Below are 25982 nucleotides of genomic sequence, written 5' to 3' on the forward strand. Positions count from 1 at the left end.
GAGAGCAGTGCTCTTGACAGTGAGCAGCGATCTGATGTTCACTGATCACAACAGAGAGCACCGCTCTCGCAAAGCAGAAAGAGTTCACCGCCATGACTGAGTACAAGCAGACCTACGACAACAAGCGCGTCATCACCGCCTCCGAGGGCAGCATGCGGGTGTTCAACAAGATCGTCGCCCGGATGACGAAGCTGGGTCTGAGCCTGATGGGCAGCCGGGTGCTGTCGGTGCAGGGCCGCAAGTCCGGCGAGTGGCGCAGTACGCCGGTGAACCTGCTCGTCGTCGACGGCCAGCGCTACCTGGTCGCACCGCGCGGCCACACCCAGTGGGTGAAGAACCTGCGCGCCAGCGGCACCGGCCGCCTTCAGCTCGGCGGCAAGGTTGAGACGTTCCGCGCCGAGGAGCTCGCCGACGCCGACAAGATCCCGGCGCTCCGGCTGTACCTGAAGAAGTGGGCCTGGGAGGTCGGCACGTTCTTCAGCGGCGACGTCACCAAGAACTCCCCCGACGAGGTCCTCCACCACATCGCCCCCGGCGTCCCGGTCTTCAAGATCAGCTAGTGGTACGACGCGGCCTGGATCCGGTACAGCTCGGCGTACTGCCCGTCGAGGGCGATCAGCTCGTCGTGCGTACCGGTCTCGACCACCCGGGCGCCGTCGAGGACCACGATCTGATCGGCCATCCGTACCGTCGAGAACCGGTGCGAGACCAGGATCGTGATCCGGCCGTCCGCGCTGTCCTTGGCTGCCGCCGCGTACCGCTCGAAGAGCGCGTGCTCGGTCTCCGCGTCGAGCGCAGCGGTCGGCTCGTCGAGGACGAGCAGCAGCGGCCGGTCCCGCATGAAGCCGCGCGCCAGCGCCAGCTTCTGCCACTGACCGAAACTGATCTCCGCCCCGTCCGGCCAGGTAGAACCGAGCTGGGTGTCCAACCCCGACTCGAGCCGCTCCAGCACATCCTCAGCGCCGGCCCGTCCGACAGCAGTCGTCACAGCCGGTACGTCGTCCAGCCGCGGCAGGTCACCTAGTCCGACGCTGTGCGCCGCGCGGAACTCGAACCGGAAGAAGTCCTGGAACGCGCCCGCGATCTTCTCCCGCCACGCCTCGGTCGATATCCGGTCCAGCGGCTGATCGTCGAGCAGCACGTGTCCGTCGGTCGGCTCGTACAGCTTGCAGATGAGTTTCACCAGCGTGGACTTGCCCGCACCGTTCTCACCGACGACCGCAATCACCTTGCCTGCGGGCAGTTTCAGGTTGACGTCCTCCAACGCCGGCCGCTCGGATCCGGCGTACGTGAACGAGACGTGGTCCAGCTGGATGCCGTCGGTGAGGCGCTCAGGTGCAGGAAGGTCGGCAGTGCGATCGAGCGAGGCCGCGTAGTTCTCCAGCCACACCAGCCGCCGCGATCCGTCCAGCCAGATCCCGCGCAGGAAGCCGATCTCGCCGACCGTCGCTCCGATGTACGACGACAACCGCGCGCCGGCCGCGAGGATCAGCAACACGTTGCCGACCGAGCCGTGCAGCCCGGTCGCGACGAACAACACCGCACCGACATACGCCGCGCCGAAGATCGCCCAGGCAACGGCATGCCACGCGGCACTGACCCAACGCGCGGAAGCGATCGGCCCGTACCACTGCTCCCACTCGCGGCGACGGTTCTCCACCAGGTCACGCCCGATGCCGATGACGCGAACCTCCTTGCCCGGCGCGGGTGTCGTCGCGGTCTTGAACAAGTGATCGGCCAGGCGGCTGTGAGTGGCGTACTGCTCCTCGACCTGACGCTCGACGCCGGGCCGCCAGCTCGAGCTGACGACTGTCGGCAGCGCGAACACCAGCAGGAGCGCGAGGACCGGACTGATCGACATCAGCAGGACGACGGTGACGCCGAGGCGCAGGATCCAGCCACAGGTCGAGAACAGCGACATGTACATGTGGTCGAGCACGAACACCTGTTTGCGCAGTACGGACAGGCGGTCGAGGTAGTCGCGGCGTTCGTGATGCTCGACGGTGGCGACGGACGCCTGCAATCGCGCGACGTGCGCTTCGAGCATGATCGTGACGCGGTCGCGGAAGCGCCGGGAGATCCGGGTCGACAGGGTCCGCAGCAACCAGGTCGCCGTCACCGACACCGCGAGGCCGGTCGCGGCGAGCAGGGTCGCGCGCCGGTCGTCGGCCAGTACGCCGTCGGCGAGGATCTTGAGCCACAACGCGAGCAGGGCATCGGGGAGTGCGGCCAGCAGCGTCATCAGGAAGGCAGCGACCAACAGCCAGGGCTCGTGCTGGTAGCCCAGCTTGCAGAGCCGCCACATCGCGGCGAGGGCCTTCGGCTCGTCGACTTCAGAGCGTGTCATAGCTGAGCCCTTCCTCGTCGACCTCGGCCGTGAAGCGCTTGGCCTGCAACTCGAACATCGTCCGGTACCGCCCGCCGAGCAGCATCAGCTCGTCGTGGCTGCCGAGCTCGACGACCCGGCCGTGCTCGAGGACGCAGATCCGGTCGGCATGCCGGACCGTCGAGAACCGGTGCGAGATGAGGATCGTGGTGACATCGCGGGTCGCGGTCAGGATCCGGTCGAATATCGCCGCCTCGCCGCGAACGTCCAGCTGGGCGGTCGGTTCGTCGAGCAGTACGAGACCAGCGCCCTGCCGTACTGCGCACAGCGCCCGCGCCAACGCGACCCGCTGCCATTGGCCGCCGGACAGATCGGTGCCATCGCCGTACCCCGTGGCCAGCCGGGTATCCAGGTCGGCCAGGTCGTCGGCGCCGGCGTCGACCAGCGCAGCGCGAATGTCTGCCTCGGGAGCGCCGCCGGGCGCGACGTTGTCCCGCAGCGGCAGCTCGAGCTTGAGGAAGTCCTGGAAGACCGCGGCGACCCGGGTGCGCCAGGCGTCGACGTCGAGGTCGCGCAGGTCGGTTCCGTCCACGCGGATGGTCCCGGAATCGGGGTCGTACAACCTGCAGAGCAGTTTGGCCAGCGTGGTCTTGCCCGCGCCGTTCTGCCCGACGACGGCCAGCGACGACCCGGCCGGGATGGTCAGATCCAGCCCGTCGAAGACCGGCCGATCCGCATGTGGATAACGGAAGCTCAGCCCTCGGAGATCGAGCTCGACAGCGCCCCGCGGAACTGTCAGCCTCCCGGGGGTCAGCGCACCGGCCGGCGCCATCGCAGGCTCGAGACGGTGTACGGCGGCAACCGGCGCGGCCGCTCCGTCGAGCGCCCAGTTGAGTCCGCCGAACGCGATCATGCCGACGCCGATCGCGACCTGGGCGAACACGACCAGCCGGTCGAGCTCCAGCCGGCCGCCGATCGCCGCCGCGCCGAGCGCCCAGAAGACGACGCCGTTGGCGACGGCGATGATCAGCAAGCTCCAGATCATTGGCCGCTCCCGCAAACGAGTTGCGGCGTACTGCAACTCGAACAGCCGGCGGCGCCGATCGGTGAAGCGCTGCACGGTCCAGTCCGCGAGGCCGAACAGCCGCAGCTCCTTCGCCGGATCCGGCTCGACCGCCAACTGGTACGCGTAGTTGGCATGCCGCTGCGCCGATCGGACCTCGGCCGTGTTCCGGTCCTTCCAGACCCCGCTCTCGCGCAGCAACCAGTGCGTCGACGCCCACGCGGCAACCAGCAGCAGCGGCGCCCACCAGCTGAACCCGAACAACACCACCGCGGAGGCGATCCCGCCGACCAGCTCCACCAGACTGCCCGCGACGAAGTCGACGTTCAGATACATCGGCGGCCCGGTCTGCCCGTGATCGAACTCCCGCGCAACCGTCAGGTCCTCACTCAGACCCGGGTCCTCGAGGTGGCCGATCCCCGGCGGCCCGACACAAGCCTCCGCCAGCCTGTCGTTCAGGTACGCCGACACCCGGCTGCCGAGGTTGGCGCTGACCGCCTGATGCACCGGCGTCAGAACCTGCAGGAGGATGAACGTCACGCCCATCAAACTCAACGGCCCCGCCAACGCATCCCCATGCTGCACCGCCCCAACCACCAACCCCATGGCGATCGCAAACACCGCAGGCAAAGCGCCCCGCGTCAGCAGCAACCCCCACCAGGCCAAGGCCAGCTTCGGATCAGCGCGCGGCAGGACACCGAAGAACTCCCACTCAGGTCGCCGACGCAGCCGCTTCACCATCCCCTCACCATGCCACCGCCCGCCGACGAATTCTTGAACGTTTGCCGGATGGCACTATGGCTGGATGATCACTCCGGAGCAGCTGAACGCGGCGCCCAAGGTCCTCCTGCACGACCACCTTGACGGGGGCCTGAGGCCAGAGACGGTGCTGGAGCTGGCGCGGGAGATCGGGCATCCGCTGCCGCGGACCGATGCGCCGGCGCTGGGGGCGTGGTTCGTCGAGTCGGCGGACTCCGGGTCGCTGGAGCGGTATCTGGAGACGTTCGACCACACGGTCGCCGTGATGCAGACGGCCGAGGCGATCACGCGGGTGGCGAGCGAGTGTGTGCAGGATCTTGCCGCGGACGGCGTGGTGTACGCCGAGGTTCGGTACGCGCCCGAGCAGCATCTGACCCGCGGGCTGACGCTCGAGCAGGTCGTGGATGCGGTCCGGGAAGGGTTCGAGCACGGTACGGCGGTCGCGGACCGGCCGATCGTCGCGCGGCAGCTGCTGACCGCGATGCGGCACAAGGCGCGGTCGATGGAGATCGCCGAGCTCGCGGTCAGGTACCGGGATGCCGGCGTGGTCGGGTTCGACATCGCCGGCGCCGAAGCGGGTTACCCTCCCACCCGGCACCTGGACGCGTTCGAGTACCTGCAGCGCGAGAACGCGCACTTCACCATCCACGCCGGCGAGGCGTTCGGTCTCCCGTCGATCTGGCAGGCGATCCAGTGGTGCGGTGCCGACCGGCTCGGTCACGGCGTACGCATCATCGACGACATCACGTACGACGAGGCAGGCGAGAAGGCCGAGCTCGGGCTGCTCGCGGCGTACGTCCGGGACCGGCGGATCCCGCTGGAGATGTGCCCGAGCTCGAACCTGCAGACCGGCGCGGCCGCGTCGATCGCCGAACACCCGATCGGCCTGCTCGCCAAGCTGCGTTTCCGGGTCACGGTCAACACCGACAACCGCCTGATGAGCGGTACGTCGATGAGCCGCGAGCTCGCCCTGCTCGCCGAGGCCTTCGGCTACGACCTCGCCGACCTCCGCTGGTTCGCGATCAACGCGATGAAGTCCGCCTTCATCCCGTTCGACGAACGCCTCGCGCTGATCGACAACGTGATCAAGCCTTGGTACGCCTCGAACTGAAGGAAGGAGGGGGAGGAGAGGTTCGGTACGCCTCACACTGACCGTTGGTAGGTCCTGAAGGCCCGCGTCGACAGCCAGCCGACTACCAAGGTGAAAGCCAGCAGATAGGCGCTGTGCCGCCAGACCGATGACCAGTCCGGTGAAGCGGCCAGGGACTCGCGGGCGGCGATCGTGGCCCAGTCGACCGGGTTGTAGCGGGCCGCGACGTTGACCCAGTGCGGTGCCACCGAGGGGTCGATCATGATCGACGACATGAAGGTCAGCGGCAGCGAGACGAACTGCGAGATCCCGATCAGCGCCTCCTGCTGCCGGGTCAGCAACGCGACCGCGTTCGACAGCGACCCGAAGGCCGTCCCGATCAGCATCGACGCGACGATCGTGATCAGGTAGCCGCCGACGCCACCGTCGTACCGAGCTCCCGCGGCGAAGCCGATCGCGAACACCAGGATCGTCTGGATCAACGTCGTCGAGGCGTTGCTGAGCAGCTGCCCCGCCATCAACCCGCCGCGGCTCACCGGTGACGCCAGCAGCCGGTCCATCACGCCGCGCTCCATGTCCTGGATGAACGCCGTACCGCTCCAGCCGCTGGTCATCAACGCGGTCATCATCGCGATCCCCGGCGTCAGGAACGCGATGTACGACGAGTCACCGAAGCCCGGGATGCGTACGACGCCCTGGAACAACTGCCCGAACAGCAGCAACCAGATCGCCGGCTGGATCAACGTGAACGCGATCAACGCCGGCTGCCGGTACGACGCCCGCGTCCACCGACCGAAGACCAGAGCTGTATGTGTCGACATCACGCCGCCTCCTCAGCAACCCGGAACGAACGGCCGGTGTGCTGCAGGTACACGTCGTCCAGCGAAGGACGCGACACCGTGACCGCAACCACCGGAATCGCCTTGTCCTCAAGGACTCCCAGTACGGCGGGAACCGCAGTCGCTCCGCGATCCACCCGCGCGCGCAGAGTGTTGCCCTCGACAACAATCTCGCCGACACCGGGCAACTGCTTCAGCAACGTGCCCACAGAACCATCAGTATCCGGATCCACCAGCTCGACCTGCACCGAGTCACCTCGCAGAGCCGACTTCAACGCCTCAGGGGTGCCCTCGGCAACTATCTTGCCGTGGTCGACGATCGCGAGCTGACCGGCCAGCCGGTCGGCTTCCTCCAGGTAGTGCGTGGTGAGCAGCACGGTCAGCCCTTCCTGACCGGACAACCGGAGTACTTCGTTCCACAGGTCGGCGCGCGCCTCCGGGTCGAGACCGGTGGTCGGCTCATCCAAGAACAGCACGCGCGGCTGGTGGACCAGACCGAGCGCGACATCCAGCTTGCGCTGCATGCCACCGGAGTACGTCTTCACCGGTCGGCTTCCGTGCTCAGCGAGGCCGAATCGCTCCAGCAGTTCAGTCGCCCGGCGAGCGGCGTCCTGCCGGGACAGGCCGAAGATCCGCCCGCTCAGCACCAGGTTCTCGAGACCGGTCGCCATCGGGTCCGAGCTGGACTTCTGCGGTACGTACCCGATCGAGCGCCGGACGCGATCCTGGTCGCGGACGACGTCGTACCCGGCGACCCGCGCCGTACCCGAGTCTGCCCGGGACAGCGTGGTGAGGATCTTGACCGTGGTGGACTTGCCGGCGCCGTTCGGCCCGAGCAGGCCGAGGACGACGCCCTCCGGGACGCTGACGGTCAGACCGTCGAGTGCGCGCAGGGGTGGTTTCTTCCGGCCGGCCGGGTACGTCTTGACCAGGTCGACCGCTTCCAGGGCATGCGTAGCCATCAGGTGACTCCCTTGTGAGCTGGGAGCCGGTCCGGGCTGGCTATCCTGATGGATGCGCCTTGGGTGCCAGGTCTTCGGACCGACTCGAGGAACCGCGGCCCTTGACCCTGGTGTTGCCGCACCGTCGGGTCGAGGGCCGCATCTTTTATTGGGCTTCCGGCGGGACCGCCTTCATCCAGGCGAACTCCTGACCGAAGTACTTGACCGGATCCTTCAACTGCTCGGCCGGACTGATGCCGTCCTCCAGGAAGTGCTTCCACGCCTGGCGCCAGAACACCCCGCCGCCGAGCTTGTCGGTGCGGATCTCCTCCGCGAGTTGGTGAACGTACGCAGACTCCGCCTTCAGCAGCGCCAGCCGGAACTCCGACTCGACCCAGAAGATCCGAGGAAAGTCCATCGACGTCATGTGTTCGTGCAGGGCGGTGGTTTCCTCGATCTCCGCATCGACCGCCGCGAGCCGCTGCTCGAGCAGCTCGACGGCACGGTCCGGCGGCAGACCGGGGAGATACGCGAGGCCGGCCTCCAACGGGTGGAACTCGCGCGACGGCGTGCCGACCAGTTCGGTCAGCCAGTCGTTGAACTCGGCCTGGCCGGCCGCGGTGATCTGGTACACGGTCCGCTCCGGCCGGTTGCCCTCCCGGACCGTCTCCAGCGCCTCGATGAAGCCGTGCTTCTCCAGCGCCGACACGACCGAGTAGAGCGAGCCGTAGTTGACCTTGATGCTCTGGTCCTTACCGCGGGCCCTGAGCATCGTGGAGATCTCGTACGGGTGCATCGGCCGCTCGTTCAGACTCCCGAGCACCGCGAACGCCAGCGGATTGCCGACCTTGCGCCTGGCCATGCGGCCTCCCCGATCTCGATTACTCGAAATCGAGTATTAGGTCACGAGTATCCGATGTCAAGTATTGAGCCACGCGAACGCCCGGGCCCCGATCCCGCGGACCCGGAGCGCGGCGAGAGCGCGGTACGCCGGTTCCTCGACGTACTTCGTCAGCAGCCAGGCCAGCGCGATCACACCGATCACGGCGCCGGCGATCTGGGTCAGCCGGCCCGCCCCGAGTTCCATCAGCCGGTACGCGATCAGGTAGCCGACCACCTGGTTGAGCAGGTACAGCCCGAACGAGATCCGGGCCAGGAACTGGATCGGCCGCTTGAATCTGGTGAAAGCAGTCCAGTCCGGACCTCGCGCGGCGAGCGCGACGAACACGAGCAGCAACCCGATACCCAGCGACGACGGCAGGTCCGCCGTGTGCGCGTGCTGGGCGAAGACGGTCGCGACCAGCAGCGCGCTGAGGTGCAGTACGCCGATCCGCCGCTGCGACCAGAGCCAGATCGCGATGCCGATCGCGAACAGTTGCAGGCGATGCAGGCCGAGACCGTTCCAGGTCTGCTGGACCCAGAGCGGGCTGTGGCCGATCCGGTCGTTCCACTGCAGGATCACCGGCGCGATGATCATGATCCACAACAGCGTGGTGATCCGCGGTCCCAGTCCCCGCGGCCAGAGCAGGGCGGCCGCGCCGAACGCCATGAGCTGGAGCGGCAGCGTCCAGTACGAGCCGTCGATGAGCTGGATGCTCGAGTCGAACGAGGCTGCCAGCGTCAGGTTGCCCCACAGATCGCGCCCCGTCGGCAGGATCCAGTTGCTCGGCCCGAACAGCACCACCACCGTGTAGGTGAACAGCACGGCGACCAGGTACGGCGGGAGCACCCGGCAGACCCGGCGCCACAGCCACCGTGACGTGGAGCCCTTCCGGATCGTCACGCAGACGAAGTACGCGCTGATCACCAGCAGGATGCTCGCGCCGACCTGGAACGGGTACCGACCGAGCGGTGCACCGAGCTCAGGATGCAGGAACGGGCCTTGATACGTGACGTGCGTGAAAATCACCGCGAGCACCGCCACGACGCGAACCACGTCCCAGCTCAACCTGCGTGCGGTCCTGCCCGGGGGGCGGTCCGGCGTCGACAAACTCACTCCAGTTACACATCGCTGACCGTTACCCCCCTGTGACCTTAGCCAGACCAGGGGGTGTCAACGCAAATCGACCGAGCAGTCAGCTGGCGGTCTGGAAGGTACGGCGGTAGTCCTGGGGCGGGACGCCGACGACCCTGCGGAAGTGGTGTCGCAGGAGGGCCGCTGTGCCGAAGCCTGACTCGGAGGCGATCTGCTCGATGCCCATCCGGGTCTGCTCCAGCAGGGTGCGGGCGCGCAGGACACGCTGGGTGGTGACCCACTTCAACGGCGTCGTCCCGGTCTCGGCGACGAAGCGGCGGGCGAAGGTGCGCTCGGACATCTGGGCGCGCCGGGCCAACGCCGGCACGGTGTGATCGATGCTGATGTTGTCGACCATCCAGTCGAGCACCGGCTGCAGGCTCTCCCCGGACGACTCGGGCACCGGCACCTCGACGTACTGCCGCTGGCCCCCGTCGCGCTGCGGCGGGACGACCATCCGGCGGGCGATCCGGGTCGCGACCGCGCTGCCGAGCTCGCGCCGGACCAGGTGCAGGCAGGCGTCGATGCCGGCCGCCGTACCGGCGCTGGTGATGATGTTGCCGTCGTCGACGAACAGCACGTCCGGGTCCAGCTTCGCGGTCGGGAACTGCTCGGTGAACTTCTTCGCGTACCGCCAGTGCGTGGTGCAGGCGCGGCCGTCGAGCAGCCCGGCGGTGCCGAGCACGAACGCGCCCGAGCACACCGTCAGCAGGATCGCGCCCCGCGCCTCGGCCCGGCGGAGCGCGTCGAGTACCCGCTCGTCGTACTCGTGCCGCCAGGTGGTCGCCGGGATGCCGATCAGGTCCGCGTCCTCGAGCTCCTCCAGCCCGTACGGCGCGATCACCTGCGAGTGTGTGCTCGTCTCCATCGGTACGCCGGGCGTGGTCGAACACACCTTGAAGTCGAACGGCGGCACACCGTCGTCAGTGCGGTCGAGCCCGAAGACCTCCGCGAGTACGCCGAACTCGAACAGCGCGACGTCCTCCATGAGCACGACGGCGACTTTTTGCAGCATGCCGCCAGTATGGCAGGAATTTGTCGGAGTATGTCAATAGTGCCACTGGTGGCAGGATCTAAGTGGTAGCATGATTACTGCCATGACCGGATACGTAGTTTTCGCAGTACTCGTGCTGGCTGTCATCGCAGCGCTGGAGATCAGCAACAGGCGCCACTCGACCGGTCCGGCGGCCGGCCCGAAGGGCACCTGGGTCGCCGACGACCGCGACACGGCCCGAACCAAGCTCGACCTGCTCGCGCTCGGCGCAGCGGCCAAGCCCTTTGCCCACAAGCCCGCATCGACCACCGGGACCGTGCACTCGATCCGCACCGCCCGGCTGCACCACGGCCGTCACGCGGCCTGATCGATTCTTCGCCAGCTGGGGGCGGTCGCGTTCGTGACCGCCCGCAGTGCTCCTTCGACGGGGCCGTAGCGGAAGTTCCTGAGCCACAGGTGGCTCAGGATCAGTTGCAGGACGAAGATCCCGACCGCGAAGCCGACCGTCTCCAGTGGCGACACCTGGCCCACCAGGCCGAAGCCGACGCCGGTGAAGAGCAGCAGGGTCGCCACAGATTGCCCCAGGTAGTTCGACAGGGCCATTCGGCCGGCCGGGGCCAGCAGACGGCGGATGTCCTCGCCGCGATCGGTGTGCATGAAGCGCAGCAGTGAGGCGGCGTACGCGGCCGACAGGAACGGCGCGGTGAGCACGCTGATCAGTACGGCGCGGGTGTTGCCGTTGCCGCCGAGCGACGCGTAGTACACGCCACCGGTGATGCCGACGGTGAAGCCGATGAGCTGGATGAGCCGTAGTACCGCCTCGTTGCCGTTGAGGTTCTTGAGCAGCCGGCGCCGTCCGACCACCATGCCGACGAGGAAGGCGGCCAGGGTTGTCGGGCCTTGCACAGTCAGCAGCGACAGCCCGTACGTTGGCAGGGCGCGGACGTGCTCGCCGATGACGTCGCTGAACGAGCCGGCGAGGTTCGCAGTGGTCTGCTGTGCGGCGGCGACTGCGGTGGTCGGGTCGAGGATTGCTGAGGTGTCGAGGAACATCGAGGCGATGCTCAGGGTGACGAAGAGGTACGCGTAGATGGCGCCCGCGACGATGAGCGCCGTACGGTCCTTGACTCGACGCATGCCCAGCAGGACGAGGCCGATGATCGCGTACACGCTGAGGATGTCGCCGGTGATCAGGAAGACCCCGTGCAGTACGCCGATCACGAACAGCCCACCCAGCCGCCGCAGCATCCGCGGCCTGAACGCCGCGCCTGCCCGCTGCGCCGCCTCCATCTGCAACTGGAAGCTGTACCCGAACAGGAACGAGAACAGCAGGTAGAACTTCATGTCCACAAAGGCAGACGAGAGCCACCGCACCACTTCGTCGAGCCAGGAGCCGTACGCCGGATCCTCCGCGACATGAATCGGGAACCCGGAAGCAGCAAAGGTGATGTTCACAACCAAGATGCCCAACAGGGCAAAACCACGCAACGCGTCAATATCCTGAATACGCGCCCGATCCAGTACCTGGCTCATACCCTCCAGCACACAGCACAGCACCCCCGCACACAGTCACGCTGAATCCTCTTCGAGGGTGGAGTTACCTCTACCCTCAAATACCCTCGGACCCGTGACCGACTACAGGGATGTGAACCGGGCCAACTGGGACGAGCGGGTGCCGGCGCACGTGGCATCGCCGGGCTACCACGTGCGGCAGTTCCTCTCGGACTCGTCGTACCTGAGTGAGGTGGTTCGGTTCGACCGGTCGCGGCTCGGTCAGGTGAGCGGGCTGCGCGGCGTACATCTGCAGTGCCACATCGGCACCGACACCGTGTCACTGGCGCGTCTGGGGGCGCGGATGACCGGACTGGACTTCTCCGAGCCGGCGATCGAGCACGCCCGGTCGCTCGCGGAGCGGCTCGGGTTGTCGATGGAGTTCCAGGTCGCCGATGCGTACGACGCTGTTGAGGTGCTCGGCGCAGCGGCGTACGACTTCGTCTACACCGGGATCGGGGCATTGTGCTGGCTGCCCGACATTCGGCGGTGGGCCGAGGTCGTTTCCGGCTTGCTGAAGCCGGGTGGGCGGCTGTTCATCCGTGAGGGCCATCCGATGCTGTGGACGCTCGGCGCCGGTGCGGAGGTCCCCGAGGTGCGCTATCCGTACTTCGAGACCGCGGAGCCGCTCGTCTGGGACGAGGGTGGGACCTACGTCCAGACCGAGGTCGAATTCAGCACCACTGTCACCCACGAGTGGAACCACGGTCTCGGCGAGATCATCACCGCCGTACAGCAGGCCGGGATGGTGTTCGACTCACTCACCGAGCACGACAGTGCGCCCTGGGACGCCCTGCCTGGTCTGATGACCGAGGACGCCGATGGTGAGTGGCGCCTGACGGTGAATCCACACCATCTGGCCGCCACCTACACCCTCCAGGCGCACAAACCGGGTCACTGAGCGCGGCGCTGCTGGACCTTCTGGAATGCTTGCTTGATCTTTTGCTGGTTTTCTGGCTTGCTCAGCTCGCGCTGGGCGACCTGGACCAGCTTGGCGACCACGGCGCCCTTCACCAATGTCTTAACGAACCCCATCAGGGCCTCCCTACTCTGTTGTCCACGACGTTACCGTCCGCCACAACCCCCATCCATGGGTGATCCGCCGGAACTGTCCCTGGCGTCAGGCACACTAGGAGCGTGCCTGAGTTGCCGGAGGTGGAGTCGCTCGCCACGTTCCTGCGGGAGCGTGCGGTCGGGCATGCGTTCGTGCGGGCGGACATCACGGCGATCAGTGCGCTGAAGACGTACGACCCGCCGGTGTCCGCCATGGTCGGGCTGCTGATCGACGACGTTCAGCGGCACGGCAAGTTCCTGGACATCTCCGCGCAGGGCGTGCACCTGGTGATCCACCTGGCCCGCGCCGGCTGGCTGCGGTGGAAAGAGGAGCAGAACACCGGGCTGGTCCGGCCGGGCAAGGGGCCGATCGCGCTCCGGACGGTGCTGGACGACGGCTCAGGGTTCGACCTGACCGAGGCCGGGACCCAGAAGAAGCTCGCGGTGTACGTCGTCCGCGACGTCAACGAGGTCCCCGGGATCGCGCGGCTAGGGCCGGATCCGTTCACGCTGTCGCTCGAGGACTTCAGCGACATCCTCAAGCGCCAGGGCCGGGTCCAGCTCAAGGGCGTACTGCGGAGTCAGTCGGTGATCGCCGGCATCGGCAACGCGTACTCCGACGAGATCCTGCACGTCGCGAAGATGAGCCCGTTCAAACCCGCGTCGAACCTGTCCGAGGACGAGCTCAAGACGCTGTACGAGGCGATGCGCGAAACCCTCCAGGACGCGGTCAACCGCTCCGCGGGTCTCGCCGTACAGGACCTGAAGTCGGAGAAGAAGTCCGGCCTGCGCGTCCACGGCCGCAAGGGCGAGAAGTGCCCGATCTGCGGCGACATCGTCCGCGAGGTCAGCTTCGCCGACTCCTCCCTCCAGTACTGCGCCACCTGCCAAACCGGCGGCAAGCCCCTGGCCGACCGAAGGCTGTCCAAGCTCCTCAAGTAGTAGGTTCCCGCCCATGCGGAAGATCTACGTGGCAGCACCCACATCCTTGCCCTGGGCATGCTTTTCTTCCTGATCGTGCTCGTGCTGGAGAAGCAGCTCACGCTGACGGCGGGCACGATGACCGTGTTCGGGCGCCAGCCCGGGGCCGCGCTGGACGGTATCTCCGGCCTGGGGCACATCGTCATTACCCTCGGGCTGATCTTCTTCTTCGTGAACCTTGGCAAGCGGCTGCCTGCGAAGGAGAAGGCGGAAGCGGTCAGGTCGTCATAGCGTCGAACATCGTCTTCACGTCGGGTGTGTTCGGGGTCGACAGGAGGGTCGGGGTGCCGCTCGTTGTCCGGCGTGAAGTCACCGCGAAGACGTAGCCGAGGTTCGTGTCGATGCGGTCCTTGAGCCACGGGCCGCCGCTGGCGCCGCCGTTCATCGAGCAGGTCAGGGCCGCGTCCGAACCCCAGGCGTACGTGTCGCCGTCGCAGTAGTACGGCACCTCGCCGTTGTACGGCGGTTCGGCCGGCCAGCCCCAGATCCGCGTGCCCGGCTGGTTCTGGCTGTTACCCCAGACCAGGCCGTTCCCGCCGACCGTGTCGATCAGGTTGGCGCCGTTGCGCTGTTGCAGCGTGACGAACGCCTGGTCGTGGGTGAAGTCGCTGCTGTTGATCCAGGAGTTGAACGTGCGCGCCTGGCTCCAGTTCCACAGGCCGTACCCGGACTCGCCGTTGTAGTACGCCGGCGCGAACACGATGTTCGAGTGCCACGCACCGCCGGCGCCGCTGTGTACGCAGTGGCCGGCGGTGATGATCAGGTTCTTGTAGTTGTTGTTGATCGTCGACGCCGAGCAGACGTAGTTCAGCCCGTTGTCGGTGAAGAAGAGCTTGCCCGCCGTGCTCGGTACGGCGTCGTTGGCGAGCCTGTGGCCTTTCGGTGCGACCGGGGTGGACGCGATACCACTCGACGTGGAAGTCCCTTGTTTTGAAGGGATTCCGGCCGGAAGGTCGGCGGGGATGGCGTTCCGCAGTTTCTCGGCGGTCCAGTAGCCGGTCGCATCGATCGCACCGGCGGGTACCTTGGACGGCAGCGCCGGAGCACGGACAGCGGTCGTCGGGGCGATGACTTCAGAGGTGGCCGCGGCCGGAGCGACGGCGGCGCCGGTGACGAGCAGGATTCCGGCGGTGAGCAGGCGGACAGTATTTCTGCGCATGCGCGTGACTCCTCGATCGGGGCGGTAGATCGATTCATTGCCAGTACAGGGGAAGCGCTCTCAGAATGCAAGCGGTCACAGAGTGACGACATACGGTGAGGAGGCCGAGCGCCGGCCCGCCTCCAACCGGACCCGCATTTCATGCTTGCCGGTGGGACCGGCGACGCGGGTCGCCCAGCCGACGGAGCGGCCAGGCTCGAGCCCGTCGAAGGTCCAGAACTGTTCCGTCGCGGTCCATCCGGCCGGCAACGGGAGCTCGACCTCGCCGCGCGCCACGGTCCGGCCGAAGTTCGTCACGACCACGGTGACCTCGTCGCGGCCCGGGTGGATCGACGCCAGCACCGTGCCGACCTGCGCGACGAGCACCCGCCGTACGCCGATCGGGATCGCCAGCGGCACGACCCGAAGCGCAGGCATCGGGAACGGGCCGATCGTGGTCCGGGTGAGTTGCTGCCCGGTCACGCCGTACCGCCGGCCGGCCAGGCGGATGTGGTGCTGGCTGTCCGGCTCGACCATGCCGACGAACCGTACGGCGACATCCATCGCGCGACGGGCGACGAGGTGGGCCGTCGTACCGGTCGGAGTGAGGTCCCAGACGCCGTCCGCGTTCGCGGTGACCGTGTCCTGCGGGACGATCCGCAGCTTGCCCTGCAACGCGACGCGGACCACAGGTGACTCACCCGAATCGGGTAGCCGGACGACCAGGTCGTCACCGTCCTGACGCCAGGTCAGCGCTCGACCGGTGTGGTCCTCGACGACGTGCAGCGGAGTGGTGGCAAGACCGGGGAGGCGTACTTCGTGGTCCGGTGGACGGCGGGCGATCCGGAGCAGTAGCAGTTCACGACTCCGCAGGATTGCCTCACCCCAGGGTTGCGGCTCGAACTCTCCCGGGATCCCCTGAATCAGCGCCACCGCAGCCTCCTTCGAGCCACGGTCCGAAATCCGCCGCCGCCTGTCAATCCCATATCCGGACTCCGGGCAACCGCCTTCCGGAACCGGCCAGGTGCCGGGCCCGCGGGTCTGACATGCTTGGGGCATGTTCCGGAACCAGGAGATCCCCTCGGTCGTCGTGGCCGAGCTCGACGACGACCTGCTCGCGGAGGCGTTCGTGCTCGACGTGCGCGAGCCGGACGAGTGGGATCGCGGGCACATCGACGGCGCCGTACACATCCCGCTCGGCCAGCTGCAGGACCGGGTCGGCGAGGTGCCGCTCGACCAGAAGGTGCTGTGCGTCTGCGCCGTCGGCGGCCGCTCCAGCATGGCCACCCAGTTCCTGAACCAGCTCGGCCGCGAGGCGATCAACCTCGACGGCGGCATGCACGCCTGGCAGACCTCCGGCCGCCCGGTCAGCACCAACTGACTTCAGCTGCGACGACCGACTCCGGCCCGCCAGGTACGCCGGCGGTCGCCGCCGGGCATCGTCGCCTCGACCAGCCAGCCGCCGGCGACCGGTCCCGCGACCAGCTGACCGCCCAACTCCTGCACGCGTTCCCGTAGGCCGGCCAGCCCACGCCCCGTGCCCGACAGCAGCGGTTGCCGCTGGACCGCATCGCCGTTCTCCACCCGAACGGTGAGATCCCGCCCGGCGCCGTTCACGACAACCCGAACGGCAGCACCCGGTGCGTACCGCAGTGCGTTCGTCAGGCTCTCCTGCACCACCCGGAACGCCGCATGCGCAACCGGCGCCGACACCCCGTCCCGCGAACCCTCGAACCGGCACGACACGTCCAGCCCGCTCCGCGCCGCCCGCGTGACGATCTCCTCGATCAGCGACAGATCCGGTCCACCGACCTCCACCCCACCGAGCAGCTCGACCAGCCGCCGCAGGTCCTCGTGCCCTTGCCGCGCCGACTCCGCCAGCCCGGCGAACACCTCCGACGTACCGACTGGGTCCCGATCCACCAGCCGCTGCCCGGCCGCCGCCTGGATCACCATCACGCTGATCGCGTGCCCGACGATGTCGTGCAGCTCCGACGCGATCCGCGCCCGCTCATGCCGTACGGCGAGCTCCGCGAACAGCTCGCGCTCCTCCTCCAGCTCACGCCCACGCCGCGCAAGCGCCTCGGCCGCCTCGCGGTGCAACCGCAGTACGGTCCCGGCCAGGAAACTCGGCACGCTGAACATCACCAACGGAACCTCGATGTCCCCGCCGAGGACAAACCAAAGCACGGCCAGGTACGCCGCCAGCACGCCCGCGACCACCCACGACGCCCGCCCGGACCAGCCGAGCGCGGCGACCAGCGTGAGCAGCGCCAGGATCGCGAACGCGGTATCCGGGAACCAGCCGTACGCATTGAGCGCGACCGGCACCAGCAACAGCGCACCGCCCAGTATCGCGACCAGCCGCGGATGGCTCCGCCACCACATCAGCGTGAGCCCGCTGGCCATGAGTCCCGCGGTGAACACGTTCCCGCCGACCGACGTAGGCCAGCCGTGGATCGCAGTCGGTACGGCGATGACCGCGATGACCAGCACCACGATCCCCACCTGTTCGAGCCTGCGTCCGGTCTTCATGTCGCTCAACCGACCACCGGCAGCTGGGCGACTGCGCCCGCCCGCCCCTTGGTGACCTTCACGTCGACCGAACCGCCCAGCAGCTTCGCCCGCTCCTTGGCGCGGGCAATCGCCGCCTTCAGATCGGCCGCCTCGCCCACCTGACCGTTCACACGGATCTCGAGCGCATCGGCCTCGAACCGCACCGACACCACGATCGGCGCATCGGCCTGATCGGCCAGCGCGGTCACGAGATGCTCGACGATCCGGTACGCCGAAAGCTCAACAGTTGCAGGCAATGCGCGCGGATCGCCCGTCACGACCAGCTGCGAATGCGCCGTACGAAGTCGCGCGAGCAACGTGTCGAGATGAGCCACCGTCGGCGTCGGCGCGAACGCGACATCATCTCCGCGCAGCAGCCCGACGATCTCCCGCATGTCGTCCAACGTCTGCCGGCTACCGGATTCGATCGACTCGAGCACCGCCCTCGCTTCCGCGGGCGGCAACCCGTCCGCGGACTCGGCCGCCGTGGTCAGGTCGGCGAGCCGCTCCTGCAGCAGCCCGTCGAGCTGCCGCGAGAGTCGCGCCCGGTCGTCCGCGACATCCAGCGCCGCTCGTTCGTCGCGCAGCTGCCGCAGTTCGGCTTCGCGATCCGCGAGCTCCCGGTTCAGCGCCGTACGACGACGAGCCGCCAGCCCGACGCCGAACACGATGCACACGATCGGCAGCGCCAGGATGATCGCGCCCGGGCCGGTCGTCGCGTCGATCACCAGCACGAATACGGTCAGTACGACGCTGAGCCCGCACACGATCCACGCCGTCGTCCGCTTGCTCGCCTGCGCCCCGAGGAACGCGATCACGAACGCGAGCGGGAGACCCGCACCGCAGCGGGTCACCCAGCCGAACAACAGGACGTGCGCGGCCATCGCCAGTACGGAGACCGTGGCGACGGCGAGGATGCCTCGCCGCCACCACAGCACCGGAATCGTCGCCGCCGCGAACACCGGAATCATCCAGAACGAGTGCGAGCTCAGTGCGTGCACCATCGATCCCTCCGCGATGGCGTTGCGCACCTGGGCCTCGGACGTCTGGGTGTTCTCCAGCATCAGCAGGACGCCGAGCAGTGTGAGACCACCCGCGATCCCCCAATCGCGGAGCTTGATCCCGGTGAAGATCATGGCCCGCTCCCTACTCCAGCGATCCGCTCAGGCAGCCGTGTGCTCGTGCACCGGCGCGATCCCCCCGGACCGCTTGGTGACTCGATTCTGCACGAGTACGCCGATCCCGTAGAAGAGCGCGATACCCGGCAGTGCGATCGCCAGCGCGCCGGCCACCGTGTCGATCGACGCGTCCCGCCACAGCATCACGAGCTCGAGTACGACGATGCCGCCGAGACCGATCAGTTGGTTCAGCCAGGATCCGGCGTACCGCGCAACGGCGTACGCGAGCGCGAAGCCCAGTGGAATGACGACGCCGCATCGGGTCACCCAGCCGAACGCGAGTACGTGGGCCAGCGTGGTGACGGCGGTGACACCGACCACGGCGAGGATGTTGCGGCGGCGCCAGAGGATCGGCAGCGTCACCAGCAGGAAGACCGGCAGCATCACCCACGTGGTCGTCGACATCGCGTGCGGCAGATCGGAGTCGGTGGCCGTGATGTTCTCGACCATCAGCAGCCCACCGGCAGCAGTCATGAGGCCGGCCAGTACGTAGTCGAGGGGCCTGATCCCCTTCAAGAGCTCGTTCATCGATTTGTCCCTTCGTCCCCGGGGCGTTTGACCCCATGCAGCGAAGGTAGATTTCGGCGTCCGTCGTCCACGTCTGGCGCAAGGACGATCATCCGGACCCGGCGTCGTCCACAGGGATGACGGCATCGGCCCTGCGGATGACGCACAATCAGCGTGTGCCCGACAAGATCCGCGTGCTGGTGGCCGACGACCAGACCCTGGTGCGTACCGGCTTCCGGGTGATCCTGGAGGCCGAGGGCGATATCGAGGTGGTCGCCGAGGCCGACACGGGTACGGCGGCCATCCGGCAGGCCCAGCTCGCCGCCCCGGACGTGATCCTGATGGACATCCGGATGCCTGAGCTCGACGGGCTGTCCGCGACCGAGGAGATCCGCCGGCAACCGAACCCGCCGACGATCATCGTGCTCACGACGTTCGACCAGAACGAGTACGTCTACCGCGCGCTCCAGGCCGGGGCAGCCGGGTTCCTGCTCAAGGATTCGCCGTCGACCCGCCTGATCGCAGCCGTCCGCGCCGCCGCCACCGGGGACTCACTGATCGAGCCGGCCATCACCCGCCGGCTGGTCGAGCGCTTCGTCGAACCGGTCGTCGCTCAAGGCCTGCCGGCCGAGCTCGCCAGCCTCACCGATCGAGAGCTCGACGTACTGCGGCTGATCGCGCGCGGACTGTCCAACGCGGAGATCGCGGCCGAACTCGTGGTGGCCGAGACGACCGTGAAGACGCACGTCGCCCGGCTGCTCACCAAGCTCGGAGTCCGCGACCGGGTCCAGGCCGTTGTGGTGGCGTACGAGACCGGATTCGCCAACCGGCACTGAACAATTGGTGAAGGACCTTCCGCTTCTCGCGTAGAGAAGTTAGTTTGTCACAGCTGTCCGTCCGCTGGGGAGGCTCCTGTGTCGCTCGTCCGTGCTCTGACCACAGCCGTAGGCGTTGGCGGCCTACTCGCCGGCGTACTCGTCGATCCAGCCCTCGGGCAGACCACCAGAGGCATCACCGACGCCCAGATCGCCCAGGACGGCGTACTGACGTCGCGCGTCGACAGCCCGGTCGCGCCGGGGGTGAACTACACGTCGTTCGACCGCCTTGACCCGAAGGGGTGGCAGCGCGGCGACATCCTCGACACCGACCTGGACAAGCACGGCGTGACGGTCGACCTGGTCAACAACGGCGGCAAGGTGTCCGGCGGCCAGCCGCTCAGCCAGCAGCTCGCTCGCAAGGGCGCGATCGCTGGTGTCAACGGTGACTTCTTCGACATCAACGACACCACCGCGCCGCTCGGCGTCGGCGTCGAGCAGAGCGGCAAGCTGCTGAACGCCCCGGCCTCCGGCCACAACGACACCGCGGTGATCGGCAAGGACGGCCTCGGCAAGATCGCCCAGCTCTTCCTGCAAGGGACGGCTGTCGACGGTCCGACCAAGCTCGAACTGACCAACCTGAACTCGCCGGCCGTCAACTCAGGCGGTATCGGCCTCTACACCCCGGAGTGGGGCGACGCGGCCCGGACCAGGACCGTTGACGGCTTGCCGACCGTCCGCGAGGTGATCCTTCGCGACGGTGTCGTCGTCTCGTCGGCCACCACTCCGGCAACCACCCCGTTGGCAGCCAACGAGCAGGCGCTGATCGGCCGCGAAGCCGGCGCCGACGCGCTGGCCGCGCTCCAGGTCGGCGACAAGGTCGACGTCCAGTACGGCCTGCGCCCGGACGCGGCCGATGTCGCGGTCGGCATCAGCGGCAACTCCCAGCTCGCGAAGGACGGCAAGGTCCCCGACGACGTACCGGACGCGGATCTCGCGCCGCGGACCGCGATCGGGTTCGACGCCGACGGCAGCCGGATGATCCTGCTGACCGTCGACGGCCGGGCGACCGGATCGCGCGGGCTGTCGCTGAAGGAGATGGGTCAGCTGATGATCAGCCTCGGGGCTGACGACGCGCTGAACCTCGACGGCGGCGGTTCCTCGACGATGCTCGCCCGTACGCCGGGCAAGGCCGCGCCGGACGTCGTGAACGACCCGTCCGACGGCGGCGAGCGGCTGATCCCGAACGGTCTCGGGCTGCTGCCGGTCAAGGGCTCCGGCAGGCTGAAGGGCTTCCGCGTCGAGTCCGTCGGTACCTCCCAGAAAAGCCCCGACGCCGACATCTCCCGTAGCTCGCGCGTCCTCACCGGGCTCAGCCGAGTCCTCAGCGCCACGGGGTACGACGAGACCTACGCACCCGCTTCCGGTACGCCGTCGTGGTACGCGGGCAGCAACGTCCGCGTCGACCAGCACGGTGTCGTCACCGGCCGTCGCGCGGGCGACGTGATCGTCACCGCGACCCGCGGCGCGGCGAACGGAAGGTTCCCGATGACAGTCCTCGGTATGCCGACCCGCCTCGCACCCTCGACCCGCCAGGTGTCCCTCGCCGACTCCACCGCCAAGGGCTTCTTCGAGGTCGACGGGTACGACGCCGACGGGTTCTCGACCTGGATCGAGCCGCGCGATGTCAAGCTCAGCTACGACCCGGCCGTCGTCAAGGTTGTTGCCGCGCGCAACGGCTTCGAGGTGAACGCGCTGACCGACGACGCGGTCTCGACCGTGATCACCGCGAAGGTCGGTGCCCTGAGCACCCAGTTGAGCGTGACCTCGGGTCTGACCAGCACGGTGGTCGACAAGCTGGACGACCTGACCAAGTGGGCGGCGAACGCCGTACCGGTCGGTGCGGCGACGGCGTCGCGGTCCGCCGCGGAAGGACATGACGGCGGGCAGGCGATCGCGCTGGACTACTCGCTGACGGGCAGCACGGCCACGCGGGCGGCGTACCTCTCGCAGACTCCGCAGCAGACCCTGCCCGGCCAGCCGCAGAAGCTCGGCGCCTGGATCTACGGCGACGGCAAGGGCGCCTGGCTGCGGGCCAATGCTTATGACGCGGCCGGCGGCACCGCGCAGACGCTGAACCTCGCGGCCGCCGTCGACTGGACCGGATGGAAGTACGTCGAGGCGGACATCCCGCCGGGGCTGACGTACCCGCTGCGGTTCTGGCGGATCTACGTCGTGGAGACCTCGCCAACCCGGCAGTACTCGGGCCGGATCATCGTCGACGACCTGACCCTCCGGAGCGCGCCGCCGGTCACTATGGCTCCGCCTGCGAAGGTGGTCGACCCGATGGTCGTCACTGACGGGACAGTGGAGACGAGTGGCCGCTGGCGGTTCGCGGTGATGTCGGACGCGCAGTTCACCTCCGACGACCCGAACTCCGACTACGTGAAGCAGGCCCGGCGGACGATCCGCGAGGCGCTCGCGCAGAAGCCCGACTTCCTGGTGATCAACGGCGACTTCGTCGACCGGGCGTTCGGGCCGGACATCGCGCTGGCCAAGCAGATCATCGACGAAGAGGTGGCCGGCAAGGTGCCGGTGCACTACGTGCCGGGCAACCACGAGACCTACGGGCCGGGTGACCTGTCCGAGTGGAAGAAGGTCTTCGGGGCGGCGACCAGCACGTTCGACCACAAGGGCACGCGGTTCATCCTGCGCGACTCGTCGCTCGGGTCGCTGCGGGCCGGCGGGTTCGACCAGATCCTCGACCTCCGCAAGCAGCTCGACGACGCGGCCACGAACAAGACGATCAAGAACGTCGTCGTGATGGCTCATCACCCGATCGACGACCCGTCGCCGACGCAGAATTCGCAGCTCGGTGACCGCAAGGAAGCCGCGATGATCGTCCAGTGGCTGGCCGACTTCCGGGCCTCGACCGGCAAGGGCGCCGCGTACATGGCGGCCCACGCCGGGACCTTCGCCGCGACTCGGACCGACGGTGTGTTGCTGGCGCTGACCGGCAACTCGGGCAAGAGCCCGGCCGCAGCACCTGACGCGGGCGGCTTTACCGGTTGGGCGCTGGTCGGGATCGACCTCAAGGCGACTGCGGCTCCGGCCGGTGAGCGGAACTGGTCGGCGCCCGAGCGCTCGTGGTTCCAGGTCGAGCTACGGCCGCACGTCGACTCTCTCGAGCTGGCCGCGCCGACGTCCCTCCGCCGAGGTCAGTCGGCTGCCGCGTCCGCCACGGTTGTCCAGGACGACCGGAGGGTGCCGGTCAGCTTCCCGGTGTCCGCGGACTGGTGGGGCTCGACGTTCCTGTACATCGGTCCGGAGAAGACCGCGCCGTTCTGGGCGGTCGCGTCGTACGACCCGGCAACCGGCCAGCTGACCGCCCTGCGCCCCGGCACCGCGCAGCTGGGTGTGACGGTGAACGGCGTCTCCAAGAGCACGACGCTGCGGGTCGATTGGTAGCGTCCTCGGCGTGACTGACGTGGTGGTGCCGCAGCGACTGCGGAGTGGTGACCGGGTTGCTGTGGTGGCGCCGTCGGGGCGTGTGGACAGCGCACGGCTCCAGATCGGCCTGGAGTACCTGAGGTCGTGGGGACTCGAGGTCGACGTGATGCCGTCGGTGCTGGCCGGGCATGAGCGGTTCCAGTACCTGGCTGCCGACGACAAGGCGCGTGCGGAGGACCTGCGCAACGCGTGGCTCGATCCGCAGTACGCCGCGGTGTTGTGCGCGCGTGGTGGGTACGGCGTGCAGCGGATGCTCGAGTACGTCGACTTCGACGAGCTGGTCGCCGTACCGAAGTGGTTTCTCGGGTTCAGCGATATCACCGCGCTGCACGAGCCGCTCAATGCACGTGGTCTGGTGACGTTGCACGGTCCGATGGCTGCTGCTGTGGAGCAGTTGGAGAACGAGGTGGGCCGGGAGCGGCTGCGGGCGCTGCTGTTCGAGCCGGAGAGTGTGACCGACCTGCTGGCGCCGGGTGGCGCGCGCACGGTGGTCGGCGGGGTCGCTTCCGGGAGGCTGTGTGGCGGCAACTTGGCGCTGCTTGCATCTAGCCTCGGTACGCCGACCTATGCGCCGCCGGTCGGCGTCGTTGTGTTGGAGGAGGTCGACGAGGCCGGGTACCGAGTGGACCGGATGCTCACGCAGCTGCTGCGCGCTGGGTGGTTCGATCAGGTGACGGGGTTGGTGATCGGCGACTTCAGCGGCGTGCAGGATCCGCTGGATGTCGTCCGCGAGCGGCTCGAGCCTCTCGGCGTACCGATGGTCGAGGGCGCGGCGATCGGTCACGAGGCGCTGAACCTAGCCGTACCGCTGGGGTTGCCGGTACGGCTGGACGCGACCGCCGCGACGCTCAGCCCAGGTGCACTCGCAGGAAGGTGAAGGCCTGCGGGTACGCGTCGAGGCGGTTCTTGAGCTTGGCGAGGCCGTGGCCCTCATCGGGGTACACGAGGAGCTGGCACGGGACGCCGCGCTTCGTCAGGGCGTCGGTGATCTGCTCAGCCTCCGACAACGGCACGCGCGGGTCGTTGGCGCCGTGGATCACGAACAGCGGCGCTCGGATGTCGTCGACCCGGCTGAGCGGGCTGGCTGACTCCAGGAACTCGCGGTCCGTGGCCAGGTAGCCGTACTCGCGCTCGCGCATCGACCGCCGGTAGTCCGAGGTGTTCTCCAGGAACGTGACCAGCGAAGCGATTCCGACGATGTCCACACCGGCCGCCCACAGGTCCGGCTGGAACGCGACGCCGGCCAGCACCATGTACCCGCCGTACGAACCGCCCCAAAGCGCCGCCTTCTTCGGGTCGCCGCCGATCGTCGGCAGCCAGGTGTTGATCGCGGCCAGGTCCTTCACCGAGTCCAGCCGCAGCTGCCGGTCGTCGAGCGTGTACCAGCGCTTGCCGTACCCGGCCGAGCCTCGGACGTTCGGTACGACGACTGTGTGCCCCTCGCCGGCCAGCGCCGAGATGATCGGGCTCCACATCCGCAGCGCCGCACCTTCCGGGCCGCCGTGCACGTGGACCACGGTGGAGCCCAGATCCTCGGCGGTCGGCCGGAACACGAACACCGGCACCTGCTCGCCGTCGAACGACGGCACCCGCAGACTCTCCGGATGCTCCAGCTTGACGGGCACCTCGACCGGTCGAACAGCAGTCAGCTCGCCGCCCGGGACAAACCGGTACACAGTCGGCGGGGTGACCGGCGAGTTGTAGGTGATCGCCGCGAACGAACCGTCCGACGACCAGATCGGATCCGGTGTCGCCATCGACAACGCCGCGACACCGCCGGCAGGCAGGTCGAGCGGTGCGATGAGCGACCCGTCCTCCAACCGATGCAGCGCCAGCGCCACCTCGCCGTCTTCCAGTACGGCGACCAACAGGTGCTCGCCATCCGGCGACGGCCAGCCGGCCAGGTCGCGAGCGTCATCCACGAGTACGTCGCTCCACGCCGCGTCGACCACGTCGTACCGGCGCAGGGCCAGGCGGTCGCGGTCCGCGTTCGTCGACACGAGGAACGCCGACGAGTCCGGGAGCCAGGCGACGGCGCCCTGGTCGTTGTGCGCGTCCTCCGGGGTGAGCTCGGTGATGGTCCGGCCCGACGTCTCGACCAGCAGCAGCTGCATCGAGTTCGCCGGGGTGCTCGCCTTCGCGAGGACGACCCACTTGTCGTCAGGGGACGGATTGACGCCCATCACCCAGCCGCCCTCGTCGTACAGGACGGTCTCGCGACCGGTGGCGAGATCACGCGCGACCAGGTCGAAGTCGACGCCGTTGCGGCGGTTGGTTGTGTAGAGCACCCGCCCGGCCCGCGCGTCGACCAGGTGATGGATGTACTCCGAGTCGTGCACCAGCGGGGTCAGCGTGGGCAGCCCGGGCTCGTCGAGATCGAGCAGGGAGAGCTGACCGCGCTCGTCCCCGCCGGTGTCGTGCTCGATGACGACGTGGCTGCTGCCCGGCACGAACCGGGCGCCGCGGCACGTGTCGCCGAGGTCGGTGAGCGCTCGCCAGGTCCCGTCCGGGGCGACTTCGTTGACCTGGCGGGTGCCGGTGCCGTCATACAGCACGAGCGTCCGGCCCTCGTCGTCCACATCGAGGGCCATGGTGGTGGGCAAGGAGAAGAGCGTCGTCAGCAGCACGCGTCAATCCTCACACGGGGATGGGTGGATCCGCCGGGAT

25 protein-coding genes are annotated in these 25982 nt (G+C 68.2%); 10 read left to right on the plus strand and 15 right to left on the minus strand.

All coding sequences use genetic code 11. From position 1 onward, the window contains the following. Nucleotides 1–92: 92 nt before the first annotated feature. Entirely contained in the window at nucleotides 93–560 is a 468-nt protein-coding gene (locus ACFWUU_RS28825; RefSeq protein WP_380179894.1) for a nitroreductase family deazaflavin-dependent oxidoreductase, read from the plus strand. Here the strand turns inward: ACFWUU_RS28825 and ACFWUU_RS28830 are convergent. Beyond that, nucleotides 557–2347, minus strand: a complete 1791-nt coding sequence (locus tag ACFWUU_RS28830) for an ABC transporter ATP-binding protein (RefSeq protein ID WP_380179896.1) — start codon at nucleotides 2345–2347, stop codon at nucleotides 557–559. The two genes, ACFWUU_RS28825 and ACFWUU_RS28830, sit on opposite strands and share 4 nt — an antisense overlap. Then, nucleotides 2334–4130 carry an ABC transporter ATP-binding protein gene (locus tag ACFWUU_RS28835; RefSeq protein ID WP_380179898.1) on the minus strand — a complete coding sequence of 599 codons (1797 nt, stop codon included), beginning with the start codon at nucleotides 4128–4130 and terminating at the stop codon, nucleotides 2334–2336. Before ACFWUU_RS28835 ends, ACFWUU_RS28830 begins: the two co-directional genes overlap by 14 nt. A gap of 64 nt (nucleotides 4131–4194) precedes the next feature. Here ACFWUU_RS28835 and ACFWUU_RS28840 point away from each other — a divergent pair, with 64 nt between their 5' ends. Then, the gene (locus tag ACFWUU_RS28840) at nucleotides 4195–5259 is read left to right on the plus strand and encodes an adenosine deaminase (protein ID WP_380179900.1); all 1065 of its coding nucleotides are present in this window, start codon (nucleotides 4195–4197) and stop codon (nucleotides 5257–5259) included. A 32-nt stretch (nucleotides 5260–5291) separates the two neighbouring features. On the opposite strand, the gene ACFWUU_RS28845 is transcribed toward ACFWUU_RS28840, so the two are convergent. From ACFWUU_RS28845 to ACFWUU_RS28865, 5 genes are all read right to left on the minus strand, one after another. After that, a complete protein-coding gene (locus ACFWUU_RS28845; protein ID WP_380179902.1) occupies nucleotides 5292–6059 on the minus strand; it encodes an ABC transporter permease in 768 nt (255 codons plus the stop codon). Then, entirely contained in the window at nucleotides 6059–7039 is a 981-nt protein-coding gene (locus ACFWUU_RS28850) for an ATP-binding cassette domain-containing protein (RefSeq protein ID WP_380179904.1), read from the minus strand. The genes ACFWUU_RS28845 and ACFWUU_RS28850 overlap by 1 nt, the downstream gene beginning before the upstream one ends. 145 nt (nucleotides 7040–7184) lie before the next feature. After that, entirely contained in the window at nucleotides 7185–7880 is a 696-nt protein-coding gene (locus tag ACFWUU_RS28855) for a PadR family transcriptional regulator (RefSeq protein ID WP_380179906.1), read from the minus strand. Nucleotides 7881–7937: 57 nt separating this feature from the next. Beyond that, entirely contained in the window at nucleotides 7938–8954 is a 1017-nt protein-coding gene (locus tag ACFWUU_RS28860; protein ID WP_380179908.1) for an acyltransferase family protein, read from the minus strand. Nucleotides 8955–9093: 139 nt separating this feature from the next. After that, on the minus strand, nucleotides 9094–10047 hold the full coding sequence (locus tag ACFWUU_RS28865) for a helix-turn-helix domain-containing protein (protein WP_137255759.1): 954 nt from the start codon (nucleotides 10045–10047) through the stop codon (nucleotides 9094–9096). Nucleotides 10048–10129: 82 nt separating this feature from the next. Here ACFWUU_RS28865 and ACFWUU_RS28870 point away from each other — a divergent pair, with 82 nt between their 5' ends. Next, a complete protein-coding gene (locus tag ACFWUU_RS28870) occupies nucleotides 10130–10393 on the plus strand; it encodes a hypothetical protein (RefSeq protein ID WP_380179911.1) in 264 nt (87 codons plus the stop codon). Here ACFWUU_RS28870 and ACFWUU_RS28875 read toward each other — a convergent pair. Then, nucleotides 10381–11496: a DUF418 domain-containing protein gene (locus ACFWUU_RS28875; protein ID WP_380179913.1), complete on the minus strand. Its 1116-nt coding sequence runs from the start codon at nucleotides 11494–11496 to the stop codon at nucleotides 10381–10383. The two genes, ACFWUU_RS28870 and ACFWUU_RS28875, sit on opposite strands and share 13 nt — an antisense overlap. A 157-nt stretch (nucleotides 11497–11653) precedes the next feature. Here ACFWUU_RS28875 and ACFWUU_RS28880 point away from each other — a divergent pair, with 157 nt between their 5' ends. Next, the gene (locus ACFWUU_RS28880) at nucleotides 11654–12478 is read left to right on the plus strand and encodes a class I SAM-dependent methyltransferase (RefSeq protein WP_380179915.1); all 825 of its coding nucleotides are present in this window, start codon (nucleotides 11654–11656) and stop codon (nucleotides 12476–12478) included. Here ACFWUU_RS28880 and ACFWUU_RS28885 read toward each other — a convergent pair. Next, on the minus strand, nucleotides 12472–12612 hold the full coding sequence (locus ACFWUU_RS28885) for a hypothetical protein (protein WP_170989816.1): 141 nt from the start codon (nucleotides 12610–12612) through the stop codon (nucleotides 12472–12474). The two genes, ACFWUU_RS28880 and ACFWUU_RS28885, sit on opposite strands and share 7 nt — an antisense overlap. 102 nt (nucleotides 12613–12714) lie before the next feature. Here ACFWUU_RS28885 and ACFWUU_RS28890 point away from each other — a divergent pair, with 102 nt between their 5' ends. Both ACFWUU_RS28890 and ACFWUU_RS28895 read left to right on the plus strand, forming a co-directional pair. After that, entirely contained in the window at nucleotides 12715–13572 is an 858-nt protein-coding gene (locus ACFWUU_RS28890; RefSeq protein ID WP_137255756.1) for a DNA-formamidopyrimidine glycosylase family protein, read from the plus strand. 57 nt (nucleotides 13573–13629) lie between these two features. After that, nucleotides 13630–13842 carry a DUF2871 family protein gene (locus ACFWUU_RS28895; RefSeq protein WP_380179917.1) on the plus strand — a complete coding sequence of 71 codons (213 nt, stop codon included), beginning with the start codon at nucleotides 13630–13632 and terminating at the stop codon, nucleotides 13840–13842. Here ACFWUU_RS28895 and ACFWUU_RS28900 read toward each other — a convergent pair. Next, complete coding sequence (locus ACFWUU_RS28900; protein ID WP_380179919.1) at nucleotides 13829–14770, minus strand: trypsin-like serine peptidase; 942 nt, start codon at nucleotides 14768–14770, stop codon at nucleotides 13829–13831. The genes ACFWUU_RS28895 and ACFWUU_RS28900 overlap by 14 nt on opposite strands. A gap of 75 nt (nucleotides 14771–14845) precedes the next feature. Then, the gene (locus ACFWUU_RS28905; protein WP_380179921.1) at nucleotides 14846–15682 is read right to left on the minus strand and encodes a hypothetical protein; all 837 of its coding nucleotides are present in this window, start codon (nucleotides 15680–15682) and stop codon (nucleotides 14846–14848) included. A 124-nt stretch (nucleotides 15683–15806) separates the two neighbouring features. Here ACFWUU_RS28905 and ACFWUU_RS28910 point away from each other — a divergent pair, with 124 nt between their 5' ends. Further along, nucleotides 15807–16130: a rhodanese-like domain-containing protein gene (locus ACFWUU_RS28910; RefSeq protein WP_137255752.1), complete on the plus strand. Its 324-nt coding sequence runs from the start codon at nucleotides 15807–15809 to the stop codon at nucleotides 16128–16130. Nucleotides 16131–16132: 2 nt separating this feature from the next. Here the strand turns inward: ACFWUU_RS28910 and ACFWUU_RS28915 are convergent, their stop codons facing one another. The 3 genes from ACFWUU_RS28915 to ACFWUU_RS28925 are packed head-to-tail and all read right to left on the minus strand — an operon-like array spanning nucleotide 16133 to nucleotide 19011. Next, complete coding sequence (locus ACFWUU_RS28915; RefSeq protein WP_380179923.1) at nucleotides 16133–17284, minus strand: sensor histidine kinase; 1152 nt, start codon at nucleotides 17282–17284, stop codon at nucleotides 16133–16135. A 5-nt stretch (nucleotides 17285–17289) separates the two neighbouring features. After that, nucleotides 17290–18441 carry a sensor histidine kinase gene (locus tag ACFWUU_RS28920; RefSeq protein ID WP_380179925.1) on the minus strand — a complete coding sequence of 384 codons (1152 nt, stop codon included), beginning with the start codon at nucleotides 18439–18441 and terminating at the stop codon, nucleotides 17290–17292. A 27-nt stretch (nucleotides 18442–18468) separates the two neighbouring features. After that, nucleotides 18469–19011, minus strand: coding sequence for a hypothetical protein (locus tag ACFWUU_RS28925; protein WP_380179927.1), 543 nt, complete (start codon nucleotides 19009–19011; stop codon nucleotides 18469–18471). Nucleotides 19012–19166: 155 nt separating this feature from the next. Here ACFWUU_RS28925 and ACFWUU_RS28930 point away from each other — a divergent pair, with 155 nt between their 5' ends. From ACFWUU_RS28930 to ACFWUU_RS28940, 3 genes are all read left to right on the plus strand, one after another. Beyond that, nucleotides 19167–19826 (plus strand): response regulator, encoded by a 660-nt coding sequence (locus ACFWUU_RS28930; protein ID WP_380179929.1) that lies wholly within the window; start codon nucleotides 19167–19169, stop codon nucleotides 19824–19826. A gap of 78 nt (nucleotides 19827–19904) precedes the next feature. Continuing rightward, complete coding sequence (locus tag ACFWUU_RS28935) at nucleotides 19905–23273, plus strand: phosphodiester glycosidase family protein (RefSeq protein ID WP_380179931.1); 3369 nt, start codon at nucleotides 19905–19907, stop codon at nucleotides 23271–23273. 10 nt (nucleotides 23274–23283) lie between these two features. Then, complete coding sequence (locus tag ACFWUU_RS28940; protein WP_380179933.1) at nucleotides 23284–24192, plus strand: LD-carboxypeptidase; 909 nt, start codon at nucleotides 23284–23286, stop codon at nucleotides 24190–24192. Here ACFWUU_RS28940 and ACFWUU_RS28945 read toward each other — a convergent pair. Further along, complete coding sequence (locus ACFWUU_RS28945; RefSeq protein ID WP_380179935.1) at nucleotides 24164–25942, minus strand: alpha/beta fold hydrolase; 1779 nt, start codon at nucleotides 25940–25942, stop codon at nucleotides 24164–24166. The two genes, ACFWUU_RS28940 and ACFWUU_RS28945, sit on opposite strands and share 29 nt — an antisense overlap. Nucleotides 25943–25982: the final 40 nt, after the last annotated feature.

Origin of the sequence: Kribbella sp. NPDC058693 (assembly GCF_042715335.1) — a bacterium.
GTDB lineage: Bacteria > Actinomycetota > Actinomycetes > Propionibacteriales > Kribbellaceae > Kribbella > Kribbella jiaozuonensis.